The 17,298-nt window shown below is 72.2% G+C and carries 20 protein-coding genes, 1 tRNA gene and 1 riboswitch; of the genes, 5 read left to right on the top strand and 16 right to left on the bottom strand.

The genetic code is table 11. The features are described from left to right. Positions 1-4: 4 nt before the first annotated feature. Genes B4E97_RS07045 through B4E97_RS07035 form a run of 3 tightly spaced genes read right to left on the bottom strand, consistent with a single transcriptional unit; the run spans position 5 to position 1,281 of the window. A complete protein-coding gene (locus B4E97_RS07045; protein WP_051274071.1) occupies positions 5-403 on the bottom strand; it encodes a PIN domain-containing protein in 399 nt (132 codons plus the stop codon). Then, positions 400-657, bottom strand: coding sequence for a type II toxin-antitoxin system Phd/YefM family antitoxin (locus B4E97_RS07040; RefSeq protein ID WP_029211357.1), 258 nt, complete (start codon positions 655-657; stop codon positions 400-402). Before B4E97_RS07040 ends, B4E97_RS07045 begins: the two co-directional genes overlap by 4 nt. A 51-nt stretch (positions 658-708) precedes the next feature. Continuing rightward, on the bottom strand, positions 709-1,281 hold the full coding sequence (locus B4E97_RS07035; protein WP_029211356.1) for a maleylpyruvate isomerase N-terminal domain-containing protein: 573 nt from the start codon (positions 1,279-1,281) through the stop codon (positions 709-711). 79 nt (positions 1,282-1,360) lie between these two features. Between B4E97_RS07035 and B4E97_RS07030 the strand changes: the two genes are divergently transcribed. After that, the gene (locus B4E97_RS07030; protein ID WP_029211355.1) at positions 1,361-2,263 is read left to right on the top strand and encodes a helix-turn-helix transcriptional regulator; all 903 of its coding nucleotides are present in this window, start codon (positions 1,361-1,363) and stop codon (positions 2,261-2,263) included. 22 nt (positions 2,264-2,285) lie between these two features. Then, positions 2,286-2,813: a GNAT family N-acetyltransferase gene (locus B4E97_RS07025; RefSeq protein ID WP_019285490.1), complete on the top strand. Its 528-nt coding sequence runs from the start codon at positions 2,286-2,288 to the stop codon at positions 2,811-2,813. Positions 2,814-2,920: 107 nt separating this feature from the next. Here the strand turns inward: B4E97_RS07025 and B4E97_RS07020 are convergent, their stop codons facing one another. Both B4E97_RS07020 and B4E97_RS07015 read right to left on the bottom strand, forming a co-directional pair. Continuing rightward, entirely contained in the window at positions 2,921-3,703 is a 783-nt protein-coding gene (locus B4E97_RS07020) for an enoyl-CoA hydratase-related protein (RefSeq protein WP_286959191.1), read from the bottom strand. 150 nt (positions 3,704-3,853) lie between these two features. Then, a complete protein-coding gene (locus B4E97_RS07015; RefSeq protein ID WP_286959190.1) occupies positions 3,854-4,393 on the bottom strand; it encodes a hypothetical protein in 540 nt (179 codons plus the stop codon). Positions 4,394-4,592: 199 nt separating this feature from the next. On the opposite strand from B4E97_RS07015, the gene B4E97_RS07010 reads away from it, so the two are divergent. Continuing rightward, positions 4,593-5,657 (top strand): SGNH/GDSL hydrolase family protein, encoded by a 1,065-nt coding sequence (locus B4E97_RS07010; protein WP_286959189.1) that lies wholly within the window; start codon positions 4,593-4,595, stop codon positions 5,655-5,657. Positions 5,658-5,709: 52 nt separating this feature from the next. After that, a complete protein-coding gene (locus tag B4E97_RS07005; protein ID WP_286959188.1) occupies positions 5,710-6,933 on the top strand; it encodes an acetyl-CoA C-acetyltransferase in 1,224 nt (407 codons plus the stop codon). On the opposite strand, the gene B4E97_RS07000 is transcribed toward B4E97_RS07005, so the two are convergent. The 4 genes from B4E97_RS07000 to pgi all read right to left on the bottom strand — a co-directional run bounded on the left by B4E97_RS07000 (position 6,926) and on the right by pgi (position 10,086). After that, positions 6,926-7,237, bottom strand: coding sequence for a hypothetical protein (locus B4E97_RS07000; RefSeq protein WP_239264387.1), 312 nt, complete (start codon positions 7,235-7,237; stop codon positions 6,926-6,928). The two genes, B4E97_RS07005 and B4E97_RS07000, sit on opposite strands and share 8 nt — an antisense overlap. A gap of 2 nt (positions 7,238-7,239) precedes the next feature. After that, entirely contained in the window at positions 7,240-8,049 is an 810-nt protein-coding gene (locus tag B4E97_RS06995; protein WP_029211351.1) for a Bax inhibitor-1/YccA family protein, read from the bottom strand. A 146-nt stretch (positions 8,050-8,195) separates the two neighbouring features. Continuing rightward, positions 8,196-8,268: transfer RNA gene (locus B4E97_RS06990), tRNA-Leu, on the bottom strand. 138 nt (positions 8,269-8,406) lie between these two features. After that, complete coding sequence (gene pgi / locus B4E97_RS06985) at positions 8,407-10,086, bottom strand: glucose-6-phosphate isomerase (RefSeq protein ID WP_286959186.1); 1,680 nt, start codon at positions 10,084-10,086, stop codon at positions 8,407-8,409. A gap of 433 nt (positions 10,087-10,519) precedes the next feature. On the opposite strand from pgi, the gene B4E97_RS06980 reads away from it, so the two are divergent. After that, positions 10,520-11,941 carry a tyrosine phenol-lyase gene (locus B4E97_RS06980; protein WP_286959185.1) on the top strand — a complete coding sequence of 474 codons (1,422 nt, stop codon included), beginning with the start codon at positions 10,520-10,522 and terminating at the stop codon, positions 11,939-11,941. A gap of 62 nt (positions 11,942-12,003) precedes the next feature. Here B4E97_RS06980 and B4E97_RS06975 read toward each other — a convergent pair whose 3' ends face one another. From B4E97_RS06975 to B4E97_RS06945, 7 genes are all read right to left on the bottom strand, one after another. Next, entirely contained in the window at positions 12,004-12,828 is an 825-nt protein-coding gene (locus tag B4E97_RS06975; RefSeq protein WP_029211348.1) for a uracil-DNA glycosylase, read from the bottom strand. 114 nt (positions 12,829-12,942) lie between these two features. Next, the gene (locus B4E97_RS06970) at positions 12,943-13,659 is read right to left on the bottom strand and encodes a hypothetical protein (RefSeq protein WP_286959184.1); all 717 of its coding nucleotides are present in this window, start codon (positions 13,657-13,659) and stop codon (positions 12,943-12,945) included. Then, complete coding sequence (locus B4E97_RS06965) at positions 13,629-14,087, bottom strand: HAAS signaling domain-containing protein (RefSeq protein ID WP_286957886.1); 459 nt, start codon at positions 14,085-14,087, stop codon at positions 13,629-13,631. The genes B4E97_RS06970 and B4E97_RS06965 overlap by 31 nt, the downstream gene beginning before the upstream one ends. Then, on the bottom strand, positions 14,084-14,416 hold the full coding sequence (locus B4E97_RS06960) for a PadR family transcriptional regulator (RefSeq protein WP_019285481.1): 333 nt from the start codon (positions 14,414-14,416) through the stop codon (positions 14,084-14,086). The genes B4E97_RS06965 and B4E97_RS06960 overlap by 4 nt, the downstream gene beginning before the upstream one ends. 233 nt (positions 14,417-14,649) lie before the next feature. Further along, complete coding sequence (locus B4E97_RS06955) at positions 14,650-15,147, bottom strand: hypothetical protein (protein ID WP_286957884.1); 498 nt, start codon at positions 15,145-15,147, stop codon at positions 14,650-14,652. Continuing rightward, on the bottom strand, positions 15,116-16,177 hold the full coding sequence (locus tag B4E97_RS06950) for an ABC transporter substrate-binding protein (protein WP_286959183.1): 1,062 nt from the start codon (positions 16,175-16,177) through the stop codon (positions 15,116-15,118). Before B4E97_RS06950 ends, B4E97_RS06955 begins: the two co-directional genes overlap by 32 nt. 64 nt (positions 16,178-16,241) lie before the next feature. Next, on the bottom strand, positions 16,242-17,021 hold the full coding sequence (locus B4E97_RS06945; RefSeq protein WP_275442658.1) for an ABC transporter permease: 780 nt from the start codon (positions 17,019-17,021) through the stop codon (positions 16,242-16,244). 127 nt (positions 17,022-17,148) lie between these two features. Then, positions 17,149-17,280: riboswitch (FMN riboswitch) on the bottom strand. Positions 17,281-17,298 lie beyond the last annotated feature (18 nt).

The raw sequence follows: 17,298 nt of genomic DNA, 5'->3' as shown, positions 1-17,298 counted from the left end.
CGGGTCAGACGCGCACCACCCGGATCCCGCAGACCTCGCCCAGCACGTCGAAGTCATCATCCTGGGTGTAGACGGGCAGGTCGTTGGCCCGGGCGGTGGCTGCGATCCAGAGGTCGTTGACGTTGACGCGTCGTCCGGCGTCACGGAGCAGGACGCGCATCCGCGCCCACTCCCGCGCCACCGCCTCGTCGACCGGGAGCGCCTCGACCATGGCGAGCGCCGTGGCCGTCGCCATGCGTGCGGCTCGGGTCTCGACGTCGCCGGCTGCGAGGACGCCGGCCTCGATCTCCGCGACGGTGATCACGGAGACGTACGAGCGCTCGGGCAGTGCCTCGGCGGTGACGGGGCGCCCGACCTCGCCGGCGATCCAGACGCTCGTGTCCAGCAGGCCCGCCGCTGTCACCGGATCGGACCGAGGTCGTCGGTGCTGCCTGCGCCGATCCAGGCCTGGTCCTGCGTCCAGGACCCTCCCCGCCCGGGTGCCAGGACGGCAAGGACCTCGTCCCGCTGAAGGTAGCCACGACGACGACGTCCCGGCCGGGTCAGCTCGGCCACGGGCTCGCCGCGGTGGGTGATGGTGAGTCGCTCACCCGCCGCGACGCGGGCGAGGAGCGCGCCGGTGTGGTTGCGCAGCTCTCGCGCGGCGATCGTCGTCATGTGCGCAATCGTAGCCCTCGGCGCACACCATGGACCGGGTGAGGCTCGGGTTCAGGCTCGGCGGCCCGTCCGCGCCAGGACGCGGGCACACCGGTCCGCCCCCTCGGGCACCTCGACGGGTCGGGCGAAGATGCCGGGTGCGTAGGCGTGCTCGCCGAATCCGTCCACGGCGGCGTCGATCTCGTCGAGCTCGGCATCCGTGAGGACCTCGTCGCGGCCCTGGGAGCGTGAAATGTCCCAGCGGTGCACCAGCAGGTCGAAGCCGTAGAAGCGGGTGAGGGTGGCGCCCACGGTCGTGGGGCCGAAGTGGCCGTCGAACGCCTGGTCCCCCACGGCCGGGTCCGCCAGCAGCGCGGCCACGGCCGTCTCGTGCGCGGCCCACCGGTCGGCCGGGGATCCCTCGGCGGTGACCGGCAGGGAAAGGCCGCATCCCTCGACGAAGTCCCGCTCCGTCTGGACGACGTGATCCACCACGTCGGTGGCGGTCCATCCCTCGCACGGGCTGGCGGCGTCCCAGTCGGTCGCCGCCACGACGACCGCCGTGAAGGGCTCGGCGTGCTGCCGCCAGCTCGCGAGGGTGGGGTTGTCGTCGGTCCTGGTGGTCGGGTGGGTGGTGGTGGTCATGAGGGCCTCCTCGGCAGATGGGGAGTCGAGACGGCGGGGCACGTCTGGACCGGACACCCCGACGCTAGGCTCGGCGGGCATGGGCCGTCTTGACGATTCCCGACAGCCGGGCCGGGCGACCGACGACATCGACCGGGCGCACCTGCGCGACCCGGCGGACGACAGCTTCGTGATCAGCCGCTATCTCCCGCCGGACGCGCTGCAGGGCTGGATCAGGCGCTACTGGGTGCCGGTGTGGGACGTGCCGGAGGATCCCGACCAGCCCGACCACTCCGACCAGCCCGACCGGCCCGAGCGGCCCAAGCGAGGGCGCCGGGAGCAGAAGGTCCTGCAGTACCCCGTCACCCTGGCCGTCGTGTCGCCGGTCTACGCACGGTTCGTCGGCCCGCGGCGAGGCCTGTCGATCACGGTCCTGGAGGGACGCGGGTGGGCCTTCGGCGTGATGCTCGCACCCGCCGCCGGCACGCCGCTCCTGGGTGGGCCGGTCAGCGGGATCACCGACCGGTATGTCGACCTGGCCACCGTCCCGTTGCTCGGGGACCTGCCCGAGGCGCTGCGAGCCGTGATGAGCGAGGACCCGAGCGACGAGGCAGCCCACGCCGTCGGCCGCCGGCTGGTGGAGGACCGGGTCGCCCGCCTGGGCCCTCCGGACGTCGAGGACCGGTTGGTGAACGACGTCGTCCGCACCGTCGAGGAGGACGGCTCGGTCCTCACGGTCACCCAGCTGTGCGAGCGGGTGGGCCTGTCCGAGCGGACGCTGCAGCGCCTCACCGAGCGCCGGCTAGGGCTCACCCCGCTGTGGCTCGTCCGTCGTCGCCGGCTGCACGAGGCGGCCGACCGGTTGCGTCACCACGAGGGCAGCCTCGCCGACGTGGCCGCCGACCTGGGGTACGCCGACCAGGCGCACTTCTCGCGCGACTTCCGCACGGCGACGGGCTACTCGCCGCGGGAGTTCGTCATGCTGCAGCGCGGAGGGGCCTGAACCCTCGGCTATCGTGCGCGCCATGGACGACGCCCCGCAGCCTGATCCGACCTCCCTGCTGGACGAGCTGGAGTGGCGCGACGCCACGACCGCCGACGAGGAGCTCCTCGAGGTCGCCACGTGGGTCAACGTCAACTGGCTGCGGCACCGCACCAGCCGTGCGGAGGTCCGCGAGAACCCCCGGCTGGCGCACTACTTCGCCGACTTCGGGCACCGCGGCGGCGACCTCGGCGTGGTCGCCCAGACGCGCACCGAGACCGTCGGCGTCGCCTGGGCCCGGACGTTCTCGGCGCAGGACCCGGGCTACGGCTACGTCGCCGACACCGTGCCCGAGGTGAGCGTCACGGTGTTCGAGGACTACCGCCGCGAGGGGGTCGGACGAGCCCTGCTTGAGCGGCTCGCCGACCGGCTCCGGACCGCGGGGTATGCCGGAGCCAGCCTGTCGGTGGAGGACGGCAACGAGGCGGTCAACCTCTATGGCCGGCTCGGCTATCGCACGGTGGGGCACGACGGCACGGCCGAGACCATGCTCCTCGACCTGCGCGTCTGAGCCGCCGGGCCTGAGCCGTCGACGCTCAGCCGTCGGGCCTGACCTGACGGGCCAGAGCTGTCGAACCTGAGGGGTCCGGCCTGACGTGTCCAGACCCAGGCGGCCGATCAACCCTGCGGGGTGCTGGTGAAGCGAGGGTGCCGCTTCTCCAGGAAGGCGGTCATGCCCTCCTGGCCGTCGACCCCCACCGCGCCGTCCGCCATCGCGGCGATCGCCATCGCATAGGCCTCGGACTGGTCCCGGCCGACCTGGGCGTAGAAGAGCCTCTTGCCTGCGGCGCGCTGGGCGGCGCTGCCACGGGTGACGCGAGCGACCAGGGCGGCCACCGCCTCGTCCAGCTCGTCCTCGGGGACGACCGCGTTGACCAGACCCCACTCCAGGGCGGTGCCCGCGTCCACGACGTCGCCGGACAGGGCCATCTCGAGGGCGCGCTTGCGACCGACGTTGCGCGCCACCGCCACCAGCGGGGTGTGGCAGAACAACCCGCCGCGGCCTCCCGGCAGCGCGAAGCCCGCCGTCTCGGCCGCCACCGCCAGGTCGCAGGTCGCGACGAGCTGGCAGCCGGCGGCCGTGGCGAGGGCGTGCACGCGGGCGATCACGGGCTGCGGCATGGCCTGGACGGTGTCCATCAGCGACGTGCACAGCTCGAACAGCTCGGTGACGTCCTCGGACGTGGCTCCCACCATGTCGCGGAAGCTGTGGCCGGCGCTGAACACCGGGCCCTCCGCGGCCAGCACCACCGCGAGGGTGTTGGTGCTGCCCGCCTCGGCGAGGGCGTCGCGCAGCGCGCGCATCATGTCGACCGACAGGGCGTTGCGCTGCCTCGGGCTGGTCATCGTCACCGTCGTGACGTCGCCGGTGCGGTCGACGCGGACGAGCTCGTCTGCCATGGATCCTCCTCGATCGGGCGTGTCCTGGCAGTCTGGCAAAGGGGGACGAACCTGGGCAGGCCCCGTGGCCCCACGTCGACCGTCGGCCCCTCCCGCGCGCCGAGCGGTCGGGTGCGTCAGACGCTCCGGCGCGTCAGATGCTCCGGCGCGTCAGATGCTCGGGCGCAGCGCCCCGGCCGTCCGCGGCCGCTCGAACGGGGTGAACAGACCCGGCCCGATCGGGCGCAGCGTCAGGACGACCTGCCCCTGGCGATAGACCGGCCGCACGAAGTCCAGGCCCTCGATCCGGGCCTCGGGGTCGATCCGGCCGGGGTGGCCGGGGACGACGAGCTCGTCGATCACGGTCTCCGCCAGCACCCGCCCCGCCGTCATCGCCCCCGCGAGGGCGCACTGGCCGGGAAACACGAACAGCCGCCCGCCATACCGCGCCTCGTGGTCGGCGACGGCGTCGCGCGCCATGACGGCCCAACGGTCGTGGTCGCGGTGCGAGGCGCTGGACCACCGGTGCGGACCCGCGACCTGCGCGGTCACGAGGGCGATGCCGTCGACGACATGGGTGGCCGCAGTGACCACGTCGGTGCCGCGCGTCAGCTGCAGCGCCTGCTGCTCGGCCTGCTGCACCGTGGTCCACCAGCCCGGCAGGACCGCGACGTGCTCGTCAGGGCGGCGCGGAGGTGCGTCGCTGTCCATCGGGGCCCCCTGCACGTCGTCGGCGCAGCAGCGGGAGTCGCCTGCGCCAGACGTCCATTCGACTCGTGCCGAGCATCACCGCGGCCACCCTGACGTGAACGGAAGCCGAACTCGGAGAAGCCAGGTGATGCGCCTCGGGCATTACCGACAGGTAACCGAGTTTGCTTACCCTTGAAGGGACATCGACGCGGCGAACGAGGTGGGGACACTGGGTCTGGGGACGAGGATCGCGCGGGGCGGGGGCTACGGCCTCGCCGGGGCGGCGGGGGTGGGGGCGGCCGGCTACGGCATCCTCAAGGTCGAGGCGCGCATGGTGCGGCGGGTCGTGGGCAAGCCCTTCGAGACCGCGCCGCCGGACTCCGACGTCTATGGCGCCGGCCTCGGCGACCCCATCGAGCTCGGCGTGCTGGGCGACTCGCTGGCCGCAGGGCTCGGCGTCGACCACCGCCGCCAGACGATCGGCGCCACCCTGGCCCACGGCATCTCCGCGATCGCCGGGCGGCCGGTCCGTCTCACCAACGCCGCCGTCGTGGGCCCCGAGTCGACCGACCTGCCCGCCCAGCTCGAGGACCTCCTGGCCCGCGCGCCCGAGCCGCACGTCGTGGTCGTGGTCGTCGGTGGCAACGACGTGACCCACCGCAAGGACGTGCCCGAGGCCGTGGGACACCTCGCCGAGACCATCACGGTGCTGCGGTCGCGCGGCGCCACCGTCATCGTCGGCACCTGCCCCGACCTCGGCACGGTCGAGCCCCTCCCCCAGCCGCTGCGGTGGCTCGTCAGCCGGTGGTCGCGGGACTTCGCGGCCGCGCAGACGGTGGCCGCCGTCGAGGCGGGCGCCCGCACGGTGTCGCTCGGCGATCTCATCGGTCCGGACTTCCTCGCCGAGCCGGCGCTGATGTTCTCCAAGGACCAGTTCCACCCCTCGGCGGCGGGCTACGCCCGGGCGGCGTCGGCGATCCTGCCGTCCGTCGCGTCCGCGCTCGGCCTGTGGCCCGAGTCGGACCGCCCCCTGGAGGTGTCGCGCGGCGAGGGCGTCGGACCGCTGCACGTGGCCGCCGTCCACGCCGTCGCCCACCCCGGCACCGAGGTGAGCGCCGAGGCCGAGACGGAGGACACCGGCGGGGGCCTGTCGCGGACCACGCGCACCCGTCGCGCCGTGCTGCGTCGACTGCGCCGCCCGGACGTGGGCCGGCTGCGGCGACCCCAGGTGACGTCGGCCACCCCGCCTGGCGCGAGCGTGACCGACGAGCCGCAGCCGGGCTAACCTCTCGGCATACCTGCGGGTAGTGAACCCGCACGACACGAAGGAGTGCCGCATGCAGGACGCCGTCATCGTCTCGACCGCACGGACCCCGATCGGCCGGGCCTTCAAGGGCTCGCTCAAGGACGTCCGCCCGGACGACCTCGCCGCCCACGTCGTGCGGGCCGCGCTCGACAAGGTCCCCGGCCTCGACCGCTCGCTCATCGACGACCTCTACCTCGGCTGCGCCGAGCCGTCCGGCGAGCACGGCGCCAACATGGCCCGCGTCGTCGCGATCCTCGCCGACCTCGACCACGTGCCCGCCGCGACCGTCAACCGGTTCTGCGCCAGCTCCGTGCAGACGACCCGCATGGCCTTCCACGCGATCCGCGCCGGCGAGGGCGAGGTGTTCGTCTCCGGCGGCGTCGAGTGCGTCTCCCGCTACAAGAGCTTCGCCGGCGCCGGCGGCTCGGACGACGGCGACAAGAACCCCCGCTTCAAGGACGCCGAGGAGCGCATGAAGCGCATCGCCCAGGACAACACCACCTGGAGCGACCCCCGCGAGGAGGGCCTGCTGCCCGACGTCTACCTGACGATGGGCCAGACCGCCGAGAACGTCGCGACCCTGCGCGGCGTCTCGCGCGAGCGTCAGGACGAGTGGGGCGTCCGTTCGCAGAACCTCGCCGAGGAGGCCATCAAGAGCGGCTTCTTCGCCGAGGAGATCACGCCGGTCACCCTGCCGGACGGCACGGTCGTCTCCACCGACGACGGCCCCCGCGCCGGCGTCACCCTCGACAAGGTCCAGACCCTGCAGCCGGTCTTTCGCGAGAACGGCACGGTCACGGCCGGCAACTGCTGCCCGCTCAACGACGGCGCCGCGGCCGTGGTCGTGATGGCCGCCGACAAGGCCAAGGAGCTGGGCCTGACCCCGCTCGCCCGGATCGTCTCCACGGGCGTCAGCGCCCTGTCCCCCGAGATCATGGGCCTCGGCCCCGTCGAGGCGTCCCGCCAGGCCCTGGCCCGCGCCGGCATGACCATCGGGGACCTGGACCTATACGAGATCAACGAGGCCTTCGCCGCGCAGGTGCTCCCGAGCGCCGACGACCTCGGCATGGACCTCGACAAGCTCAACGTCAACGGCGGCGCCATCGCGCTCGGCCACCCCTTCGGGTCGACCGGCGCGCGCATCACCACGACGCTGCTGCACTCGCTGCAGGCCCGCGACCTGACCTACGGCCTGGAGACGATGTGCGTGGGTGGCGGCCAGGGCATGGCCATCATCTACGAGCGCCTCAGCTGATCTCGCGCCGCACCTGCGCGAGACGCTCCGCGAGCGTCCGTATGCCGCCCGCCTGCCGCCCCTCGGGGTGCAGGCGGGCGGCGTCGTAGGTGCACACCTGGAGCTGGTGCAGCAGGGTCGCCGGGCCGAGCTCGGGCAGCGTCTCGCGGGGTCGCGCCTCGGCGTCGGCCACCTCGTCGGCCAGGGCCTGGGCGAGCTCGCGCACCGGTCCGGACGCGCGAAGCGCGTGGTCCAGCGGCAGCTGCTGCCACCGCCGGACCACGCGCTCCAGCTCGACCCTGACCTCGTCAGGGATCGCGGTCATGCTCAGTCGCGGAAGCGCCCGATGAGGCGAAGCATCTCGATGTAGAGCCAGACGACGGTCACGACGAGACCGTGCGCCAGCAGCCAGGAGTACTTCTCCGGGGCGCCGGAGCGGACGGCGTTGTCGATCGAGTCGAAGTCGAGCGCGAGGGTGAAGGCCGCGAGGCCGGTCGCGAACAGCGAGATCCCGATGCCGATCGGACCGCTGCCACCGAAGCCCCAGCCGCCGCCGACGCCCAGGAGCGCGGCGCCGAGGTTGATGAGGGCGAAGATCGCGTAGCCGATGAGCGCCATGCCCATCATGCGGCGGAACTTGTCGGTGACCTTGATGAAGCCGCCCTTCCAGCCCGCGAACATCGCGCCGAAGACGCAGAGCGTCGCGAGGATGGCGGTCGGGACGGCACCGTCGTAGGCCCGCTCGAAGTTCTGGCTGAGGGCGCCGACGAAGGCACCTTCCAGCACGGCGTAGGTCACGATCAGCGGGACGCTGATGGCCTTCTTGAAGGCGATGACGAGGCCGAGGACCAGCGTGCCGATCATCCCGCCGAAGAGCAGGACGAGGCTGGTGGCGGGCATCAGGGCCGAGGCGTACCAGCTGACGGCGCCCACGCCGATGACGATGCCGAACAGCAGCAGGGCCTTCATCATCACGTCGTCCAGCGTGAGGCGGCGCTCGTGCGCGGGGATGACCGGCGGCGCGGCATACATGTCCTGCAGCTGGCCTGCGGACAGGTCGGGCGTGCGCTGCTGGCCGAAGCCGGCGTAGCCGCGCTGCGCCTCCCGGTCGACGCGATCGAAGATCGGGTTGCTCATCGTGGTCTCTCCCAGTGATCGGGCCGTCACGCTCGTGGCGACGGTCTCCTTCAGCATGACGCCACAGCGGCCGGAAATGTTCCCGACAGGCGGCGTAGGTCTCGCGCGCGGCTCGCACCCGGCTGGGTCGGACGGTTCGCGTCTCGTGCCCCCGACGGGACTCGAACCCGCACTCGAGCGATTTTAAGTCGCCTGCCTCTGCCGTTGGGCTACGAGGGCAGGCCCAGACTAGAGCGCGACCAGGTCGTATGCCGAGAAGCGGGCCGCCCCCTCGGGTCGGCCCGCTTCTCGTGGCTGCGGCGTGGTGCCGGAGCCAGGTCAGTGCCCCTCAGGTCTGTGCCCCTCCGTCTGTGCCCCTCAGCTGGTGCGGTGCTCGCGGTAGTACTCGATGAGCCCCTGCGTGGACGGGTCCTGCGCGGCCAGGGCGTCGGCGTCGCCCTCGATGGCCGGGCCGACCTCCTTGGCGAGCTTCTTGCCGAGCTCGACGCCCCACTGGTCGAACGAGTCGATGCCCCACACGACGCCCTCGACGAAGGTGATGTGCTCGTAGAGCGCGATCAGCTGGCCGAGGGTGGACGGGGTGAGGGCGGGCGCCATGATCGAGGTGGTGGGCCGGTTGCCCTCGAACACGCGGGCGGGGACGAGCGCCTCCTCGGTCCCCTCGGCGCGGACCTCCTCGGCGGTCTTGCCGAAGGCGAGCGCCGCGGTCTGGGCGAGGAAGTTGGCGAGGAACAGCTCGTGGACGTCCTGGGCGCCGTCCTTGAGGGGGTGCGACGGGTTGGCGAACGCGATGAAGTCCGCCGGCACGAGGCGGGTGCCCTGGTGGATGAGCTGGTAGAACGCGTGCTGGCCGTTGGTGCCGGGCTCGCCCCACCAGATCTCGCCGGTCTCGGTCGTGACGGGCGTGCCGTCATACCGCACGCTCTTGCCGTTGGACTCCATGGTGAGCTGTTGGAGGTAGGCCGGGAAGCGGTGGAGGTACTGCGCGTAGGGCAGCACGGCGTGCGTGTGGGCGCCGAGGAAGTTGGAGTTCCAGATGTTGAGCAGGCCCATGACCGCGGGGACGTTGCGCTCCAGCGGGGTGGTGCGGAAGTGCTCGTCCATCGTGTGCATGCCGGCGAGGAGCTCGGCGAACCGCTCCGGCCCGATGGCCACGGCGAGCGAGGTGCCGATGGCGGAGTCCACGGAGTAGCGACCGCCCACCCAGTCCCAGAACCCGAAGGCGTTGGCCGGGTCGATCCCGAACTCGCTGACCTTGTCCAGCGCCGTCGACACGGCGACGAAGTGCTGCGCGATCGCCGAGAGCGCCTGGTCGCTGTCGCCCTCGCGGATGGCGCCGCGCTCGGCCAAGCCGTCCAGCAGCCACTTCTTGGCGAGGCGGGCGTTGGTGAGGGTCTCGAGCGTCGTGAAGGTCTTGGACGCGACGATGAACAGCGTCTCCTCGGGGTCGAGGTATGCGGTCTTCTCGTGGACGTCGGTGGGGTCGATGTTGGAGATGAAGCGCAGCTCCAGCCCCTCTTGCCCGAACGGCTTCAGCGCCTCGTAGGCCATGACCGGGCCGAGGTCCGAGCCACCGATGCCGATGTTGACGACGTTCTTGATGCGGCGACCCGTCACGCCGGTCCAGCGTCCCGAGCGCACCTCGTCGGCGAAGGCGTAGAGCTTGGCCAGCTCGGCGTGGACGTCCGGGACCACGTCGTGACCCTCGAGCTCGACGACCGTGCCCTCGGGTGCCCGCAGAGCGGTGTGCAGGACCGCACGCTTCTCGGTGACGTTGATGCGCTCGCCGCCGAACATCGCGTCGCGACGCTCGATCAGCCCCACCTGATCGCCCAGGCGGACCAGCTCGGCGAGGATCCGGTCGTCGACCAGATTCTTGGACAGGTCGACGTGCAGGTCACCGGCGTCCAGGCTCAGGCGGCGCGCCCGGTCGGGGTCGGCGGCGAACCAGCCACGCAGGTCGGGCTCCAGGTCGTCGCGCGCGTCGGTGAGCTCGCGCCAGGCGTCGGTCGTCGTCGGATCGACAGGATGGGGCATGTGGTGCCTTCCTTGCGGTGATGGCGGACGTCAGGGTGTCGTGCGAGGACGCCGTTGTCATCGCTGCGCGGCCTGGGCCACGCACCTATGAATCTAATCACCTCCGCACCTGCCCGGAGCGGGACCCCCCGATCTTGTCGCAGGTCCACGCCGTGCGGTCACCCGCGATGAAACGTTTGAACGATTTAACGAAACCGCGCCGGAGGTCCCCTCGCGTCGCCTCCCGAAGACCCTGAGGTCGGCCGTCGCGGACTCGCTGTTGTCGACCGCGCGCCGTGACTTATGGTCACACTGCCCACGTCATACGGCTGATTGCTCGGCACATTGAACACTCTGTGCGCCCGGACCCGCCTGGGTTGCGTAGCCACTGCCCCAGGAGCAGCGTGGGCGGCACGCAACCAGGACGCAACCAGAGACGAGGAAGGTGAGCTCCGTGGTCAACGCCGAGCCGTATCGCATCAAGATGGTCGAGCCCCTGCACATGACGACCCGCGCCGAGCGCGAGGAGGCGATCCGGGCCGCCGGCCACAACACCTTCCTGCTCAAGAGCAAGGACTGCTACATCGACCTGCTCACCGACTCGGGCACCTCCGCGATGAGCGACGCGCAGTGGAGCGCCATGATGCTGGGCGACGAGGCCTACGCCGGGGCGCGGTCCTTCGACAACCTGTGGAACGCCGTCGAGGAGTTCTACGGGTTCCCCTACACCTGCCCCACCCACCAGGGCCGCGGCGCCGAGCACCTCATCTCCCAGATCCTCATCACGCCCGGCCAGCACGTGCCCGGCAACATGTACTTCACCACCACCCGCGCCCACCAGGAGCTGGCCGGCGCGACCTTCCACGACGTCATCATCGACGAGGCCCACGACCCGTCCGCCATCCACCCCTTCAAGGGCAACGTCGACCTCGACAAGCTCCGCGCCCTGATCGACGAGGTGGGCGCCGACCAGATCGCCTACATCAACGTCGCGGTCACCGTGAACATGGCCGGCGGCCAGCCCGTCTCCATGGCCAACATCAGGGCCGTCCGCGAGATCTGCGATGAGCACGGCATCATCATGTGGTCCGACGCGACCCGCCTCGCCGAGAACGCCTACTTCATCCAGCAGCGCGAGGAGGGCTACGCCGACACGCCCTGCGCGCAGATCGCCAAGGAGATGCTGTCCCACTTCGACGGCCTGACCATGTCCGGCAAGAAGGACTGCCTGGTCAACATCGGCGGCTTCCTCGCCATGCGCGACGAGGACATCCTGATCAAGGCCCGCGAGCTCGTCGTCCTCTACGAGGGCATGCCGACGTATGGCGGGCTGGCCGGTCGCGACCTGGAGGCCATGGCCGTCGGCCTGCGCGAGGCGCTGGACGACGACTACCTCGCCCACCGCATCGGCCAGGTGCGCTACCTCGGCGAGCGTCTGATCGAGGCGGGCATCCCCGTGGTGCAGCCCATCGGCGGCCACGCGGTGTTCCTCGACGCGCGTGCCTTCCTGCCCCACGTCCCCCAGGACGAGCTCCCGGCCCAGTCGCTCGCCGCCGAGATCTACGTCGAGTCCGGGGTGCGCGCCATGGAGCGCGGCATCGTCTCGGCCGGCCGCACCAAGACCGGCGAGCACAACCACCCCAAGCTCGAGCTCGTCCGGCTGACGATCCCCCGGCGCGTCTACACCAACGCCCACATGGACGTCGTCGCCGACGCCGTGATCGCCGTCTGGCAGCGGCGCGCATCGATCCGCGGTCTGCGGTTCGTCTACGAGTCTCCGACGCTGCGGTTCTTCACCTCGCGGTTCGAGCCGCTGCCGGTCTCGCCCCTCCCCGTCCACGAGGGCACGCAGGAGGAGCACGCCCTCGCCCACTGACCTGCTCGCCCATCCCCCGCTGCCCCCGGCCCCATCACCCGGGGGCAGCACCCTGCTCGGGGTCACAGCCGAGCGATCACCTCGTCGAGCATCGTCTCGGTCAGGCGGCCGGTGAAGGTGTTCTGCTGGCTGACGTGATAGCACCCCACGAGGCGGATCTCCTTGCCCCGCGCGGTGATCAGGGTGGCCTCGGCGCCGTGGCCGAACTTCGGCGCGGGACGCGGCACGGTCCAGCCGAGTCGTCTCGCGGCGCCGATCGCCTGCGCCCAGCCGATGCCGCCGAGGGCGAGCAGGCTCTCGAGATCGCGCTCCACGAGGGTGATCTCACGATCCAGCCACGGTGCGCAGGTGGCCTTCTCCAGGGTCGAGGGCTGGTTGTCCGGGGGCGCGCAGTGCACCGGGGCCGTGATGCGCACGCCGTGCAGCTGGAGGCCGTCTGCCGCGTGCACGCTGGTGGGCTGGCTGGCCAGGCCCGCGCGGTGGAGCGCGGCATACAGCCAGTCCCCGCTGCGGTCCCCGGTGAAGATCCGGCCGGTCCGGTTGGCCCCGTGGGCGGCGGGGGCGAGCCCGACGATCAGCGCGCGCGGGTGCGGGTCGCCCCACCCCGGCGCCGGGCGGCCCCAGTAGGGCTGGTCGGCGAACGCCGCCCGCTTGGTCTCCGCGACGCTCTCGCGCCACGCGACGAGCCGCGGGCAGGCCTGGCAGACAGCCACTCTCGCGTCGAGCTGGTCCAGGGTCCGGGCCGACCCGGCCAGCCGTATGACGTCCTCCGGGGCTGCGGCACGCGGGGTGCGGGGCCGCGAGGGATCCCCCGGCCAGCCGGTGCCCGGCGGCACCGGCGACGGGTGGAGGTCGCCGGTGCCGGGGTGCGGGAGGAGCAGGTCCATGCCCCGCAGGATGCCACCCCACCCCGCCGACCGGTCACTTACCGACCCACACCCCGCCCATGACCGACCACTCGGCGAGGAGGGACCCCGCCGAGTGGTCAGCTTCGGACGCGCTCAGGGGGTCGTCGTCCCGGTCGGGGTGGGCGTCGGGGCCGTGGCGGTCGACGTAGGTGCGGTCGAGGGCCCGGAGGTCATGGTCGGGCCGCCGCTCGGACCGCCCGGCCTGCTCGGGCTGGACGTCACACTCGGGCCAAGGGTCGCGCTCAGGCTTGACGTCGGGTTCGAACCGGCCGCCGAGCTGGCGCCGGGCGACGGGGTGGCGGTCGGCGCCGGCTGCACGGGCAGCAGCGGCGGCAGGGTGGCCGGCGGCCGCCAGGCGTACTCCTCGGCGTCGAGCTGTTCTTGGGTGGGGTGCCAGGCGTCGGTGCTCGGCAGGCTGCGGGGGACGACGTTGCGCTGCGCCTGCCCATAGCTGTCGACGGAGGCGATCCGGTCCTGCACGTCGTGCGGCCGCACGATCAAAGGGCTTCCGCCCTCGTCGAAGAGCCGGGCCCGCGGAACCGGGTTGCCCTGCTCGTCGTAGACGAAGACGTTGGCCACCTCGACACCTTCCCTGGACAGTCCGGACGGCGCCGCAGGCTGGGAGTACACGGCCGGCAGGTAGTTCCCGTCCCCGTAGAACCGCTCGACCAGCTGCGCCCCGAATACCAGCGAGGCGACCACGGCGATCGTGTTGGCCAGGCCGATCGCCAACCGAGCAGCCCTGGGCACCCCCCTGCCGCGCCAGCCGATCCACACGCTCAGGGGCACGGCGGCGAGGAGCAGCAGCACGCTCGCCACCTGCCCCAGGCCCAGCATCGCGTTGATGCACCACACGGCGAGGAAGCCCGCAGCAGCCACCACGCCGGGTGGAGCGTCCTGACATAGTCGCGCGGGTGACGCAGCCACGGATGCCGTTGCAGCGCAGCGTCATACGACTCCCGCACGGTAGCCGTGGCCTCCCGCATCCCCCTGGTGCGGGAGGCCACGGCGGATCGTGGGGGCAGGCCGGCAGCGGCGCGCAGCTCGGCGGCGTAGGTCTCGGGCTCGCCGAGACGGGCGACGAGCGAGCCTGCCTCCGAACGGATCTCGGCCAGGTCGGCCTCCATGCCGGAGGTCAGCTCGTCGACGTCGTCGGCGCGCAGGTCGTCCAGCGCCCGCCTCACCCGCGCCACGTAGTCGCGGATCTCGTTGTCGCCCAGCACGATCGTGTCGCTCATGCCACTGCCTCCGCATCCTTGAGCAGGTCGTTCATGGTCCCGGCGAAGGTCCGCCAGGTCTTGCCCTGGCGCTCGAGGATCGCGCGCCCCTCGCCGGTGATGCCGTAGTACTTGCGGTGCGGGCCCTCGTCGCTCGGCACGACGTAGGACGTCAGCGCGCCGGCCGCGAAGAGCCGGCGCAGCGTGCCGTACACGCTGGCCTCCCCCACGTCCTCGAGACCCGCCGCCCGGATGCGCCGGACGACGTCGTAGCCGTAGCCGTCCTCGCGCGCCACCACGGCCAGGACGGCGAGGTCGAGCACGCCCTTGACGAGCTGAGTGGTCTCCATGGGCACCTCCTTCTTCCACATCGCACACTACCGCGCAATCCGCACTAGTGTCCACAGCGAGATAGTCACGGTCCGGTCTCGTGGCGTCGTTCGGCACCTGCACCTTCGTCGTCGGTATGCCGGACCGTCGGCGCATGACGAAGGGCCGCCCCGCGACGGCGGGACGGCCCTTCGTGACCGGGGCTGACTCGTGGCAGGCCGCCCGACGCTGTGGTCGGCGGCCGCCGGTCGGGTCAGGCGTGGGTGCGAAGGCGACGGGCTGCGGCCACCACCGCACCGGCCGCGGCCACCAGCCCCAGCCCCAGCCCCAGCCCCAGACCACCGGCCACCATCGGCGCGGGCGAGTCGGACGTCTGGGCTGACCTCTGCGCCGCGGGCTGCCCCGCCACGGGCTGGGCCGCTGCCGGCGCACCGCCCGCCGCGAATCCGCCTGCGGTGCCGGACCGGTCGTAGCCGGAGCCCGGCAGCTTGTCGGCGTACTTGGCGTGCACGGTGCGCTGGTAGTCGCGCAGCGCCATGCCGGCACCGACGGCTGCCCGCGCCTCGTCGTTGAGGGGCAGCACGCGATCGCCCTTGACGGCATACCAGGCGTTGATCTGCGGCTCGCGGAACAGCGAGCCACCGGAGGCCTTGCGGGCCAGCTGGGCCTCGAGGCCCCCACCGGCCGCGTTGACGGCCTCACGTCCGCGGCAGGTCGCGTCAGCGCGAGACGTAGCCCGCCGCCACCGCATCGGCGGCGGGGACGTCCTTGGCGATGAGGCCCTGCGAGCGCATGAACGCCGTCATCGACGCCCACTGCGCCGGGTCCAGCCGACCGCTGACCGCCCCGTCCTTGGTGAGCATCACCTTGACCGTGGCGTCCAGCGTGGCGCAGGCCGCGGTGGCGGCCTTGGCGTCCGCGAGGTTGGGCACGTGCCGCGACGAGTCCTTGATGGTCTGCTCCGGGTCGGAGGCCATCGTCTGGATGCCGTCGAGCATGCCGTCGGCCACCGCGCGCACCCGCGCCGGGTTGGCCTGCAGATATTTCCTCGTCGTGACGAGCGAGATGGACACGAGCGGGACCTCACCGGTCGCGGTGAGCGGGATCGAGCGCACGTCGAGCCCCGCGAGCCGCATCTGCACGGTGTCGTTGTTGGCATAGCCCATGACGGCGTCGACCTTGTCGGTCGCGAGGGCGGCCTGGCTGGTGTAGCCGATCTCGGTGACCCGCACGTCCTGGTCCGTGATCCCGGCGGCCTTGAACATCGCCAGGGCCCCGAGCCAGCTCTCGCCATACCGCCCGGGCACCCCGAGGGACCGGCCCTTGAGGTCGGCCGGAGTCTTGATCGGGGAGTCGGCCGGGACGATCAGCTCGACGGGGTACCGCCGGTAGTAGGAGGCGACCGCGACGAGGTCCAGGCCCTTGGCCCGCGCCTCGACCATCTCGTCGCCCCCCGCGATCACGAGGTCCTCCTGCCCGGAGGCGATCGCGGTGAACAGCCCCTCCTGCGCGCCGTGGTGCCGGACCGTCACGTCGGCCCCCCGCTTGCGGAAGTAGCCCTGCTCGATCCCCACGTAGAACGGTGCGAACTGGATGTTGGGGATGTAGGTCAGTCCCACCGTGGCCTTGTCACCCCCGGCGCTGCTGCCGGCGGGGGTGGCAGCGGTGGACGACCGGACCACCTGATCGCTGCCGCTGCCGCTGCCGCCGCCGCACGCGGCCAGCGCCAGCACCGAGGTGAGTCCGGCGGCGGTGAGCAGGGATCGGCGGGTGATGGTCACGGGGAGTGGTCCTCTCGAGGGGTGCTGCGGGGGGTGGCTGATGGGGGGTGGGGACGGTTCGAGGTCAGCCGCGCGGGGTCTCGCGGACGTCGGCGACGATCGAGGAGCGTCGCTCGACGACCAGGAGCAGGGTGTATGCCGAGGCCGCGATGGCGCACAGCATGACGATCACGGCGACCATCCCGGCGGTGTCGACGGCGTCGCGCTGCAGGGTGAGCAGGGTGCCGAGTCCCTCGCCGCCCATGACCATCTCGCCCACGACCGCCCCGGTCACCGACAGGGTGAAGCCGTTGCGCAGCCCGGCGAGGACGTTGGGGAGCGCCAGGGGTGCCTCGACGTGTCGCAGCAGGTCCCAGCTGCCGGCGCCGTCGATCCGGGCGGCGTCGACCACCTCGTGCGGCACGTGGGTGAGGCCGACGACCGAGGAGATGAGGATGGGAAAGAACACCATGAGCGAGCACAGCGCCACGATCGCGGTCAGGCCGTAGCCGACCCAGAGCACCAGCAGCGGCGCGAGCGCGATGGCGGGGATCGCCTGGGTGGCGCCGAGGAAGGGGGTGACGGCGGCGCCGACCCAGCGCGAGCGGTGGATCAGCACGGCCAGCGGCAGGGCGACGGCCGCGCCGAGCGCGCAGCCCCCGAGCGCCTCGGCGAGGGTGAGCGCGACATAGGGCCACACCACGGGTCCACCGAGCATGCCCACCAGCCGCGTCGCGACGTCGACCGGGCCGGGCAGCAGGAAGGCGGGCAGACCGCCATAGGCGGCGACCAGCTCCCAGACGGCGAGCAGGACCGCGCCGAGCGCCAGGGGCGCCAGCCAGGTGTGCCTCGCGTGTCGGGACATCCTCACCTCCGGTCGACTCCCGTGCCGTTGCTGCGTGGCTGCGCCGGGGTCACCGTCGGTCGACGGACGTGCGCCAGGTGCGGCTCCGACCCGGTCGCGACGACCGGAGCGGGCGCCGACGAGGCGCCGCGTGCTGCCTCCCATCCGGACTTTCACCGTCGGTCCTGGAGTTCCACCAGGTCAACCGCCCACCTCGAGAGGTGGTCGGGTCGCGGACTGTCACCGCCGGCTCGGAATTGCACCGACCCCGGAGCACGTGCTCCCCCCAGTGTAGGCC

This window comes from Arsenicicoccus sp. UBA7492, from assembly GCF_002479615.1.
GTDB lineage: Bacteria > Actinomycetota > Actinomycetes > Actinomycetales > Dermatophilaceae > Arsenicicoccus > Arsenicicoccus bolidensis.
This window is presented reverse-complemented; position numbering and strand designations above follow the sequence as displayed.

Bases quoted from the DNA above. Each gene is read 5' to 3' on its own strand.
- B4E97_RS07040 (WP_029211357.1), bottom strand. From the start codon at position 657: ATGACGACGATCGCCGCGCGAGAGCTGCGCAACCACACCGGCGCGCTC.
- B4E97_RS07035 (WP_029211356.1), bottom strand. From the start codon at position 1,281: ATGACCACCACCACCCACCCGACCACCAGGACCGACGACAACCCCACC.
- B4E97_RS07030 (WP_029211355.1), top strand. From the start codon at position 1,361: ATGGGCCGTCTTGACGATTCCCGACAGCCGGGCCGGGCGACCGACGAC.
- B4E97_RS07025 (WP_019285490.1), top strand. From the start codon at position 2,286: ATGGACGACGCCCCGCAGCCTGATCCGACCTCCCTGCTGGACGAGCTG.
- B4E97_RS07020 (WP_286959191.1), bottom strand. From the start codon at position 3,703: ATGGCAGACGAGCTCGTCCGCGTCGACCGCACCGGCGACGTCACGACG.
- B4E97_RS07015 (WP_286959190.1), bottom strand. From the start codon at position 4,393: ATGGACAGCGACGCACCTCCGCGCCGCCCTGACGAGCACGTCGCGGTC.
- B4E97_RS07005 (WP_286959188.1), top strand. From the start codon at position 5,710: ATGCAGGACGCCGTCATCGTCTCGACCGCACGGACCCCGATCGGCCGG.
- B4E97_RS07000 (WP_239264387.1), bottom strand. From the start codon at position 7,237: ATGACCGCGATCCCTGACGAGGTCAGGGTCGAGCTGGAGCGCGTGGTC.
- B4E97_RS06995 (WP_029211351.1), bottom strand. From the start codon at position 8,049: ATGAGCAACCCGATCTTCGATCGCGTCGACCGGGAGGCGCAGCGCGGC.
- pgi (WP_286959186.1), bottom strand. From the start codon at position 10,086: ATGCCCCATCCTGTCGATCCGACGACGACCGACGCCTGGCGCGAGCTC.
- B4E97_RS06975 (WP_029211348.1), bottom strand. From the start codon at position 12,828: ATGGACCTGCTCCTCCCGCACCCCGGCACCGGCGACCTCCACCCGTCG.
- B4E97_RS06965 (WP_286957886.1), bottom strand. From the start codon at position 14,087: ATGAGCGACACGATCGTGCTGGGCGACAACGAGATCCGCGACTACGTG.
- B4E97_RS06960 (WP_019285481.1), bottom strand. From the start codon at position 14,416: ATGGAGACCACTCAGCTCGTCAAGGGCGTGCTCGACCTCGCCGTCCTG.
- B4E97_RS06955 (WP_286957884.1), bottom strand. From the start codon at position 15,147: ATGCGGTGGCGGCGGGCTACGTCTCGCGCTGACGCGACCTGCCGCGGA.
- B4E97_RS06945 (WP_275442658.1), bottom strand. From the start codon at position 17,021: ATGTCCCGACACGCGAGGCACACCTGGCTGGCGCCCCTGGCGCTCGGC.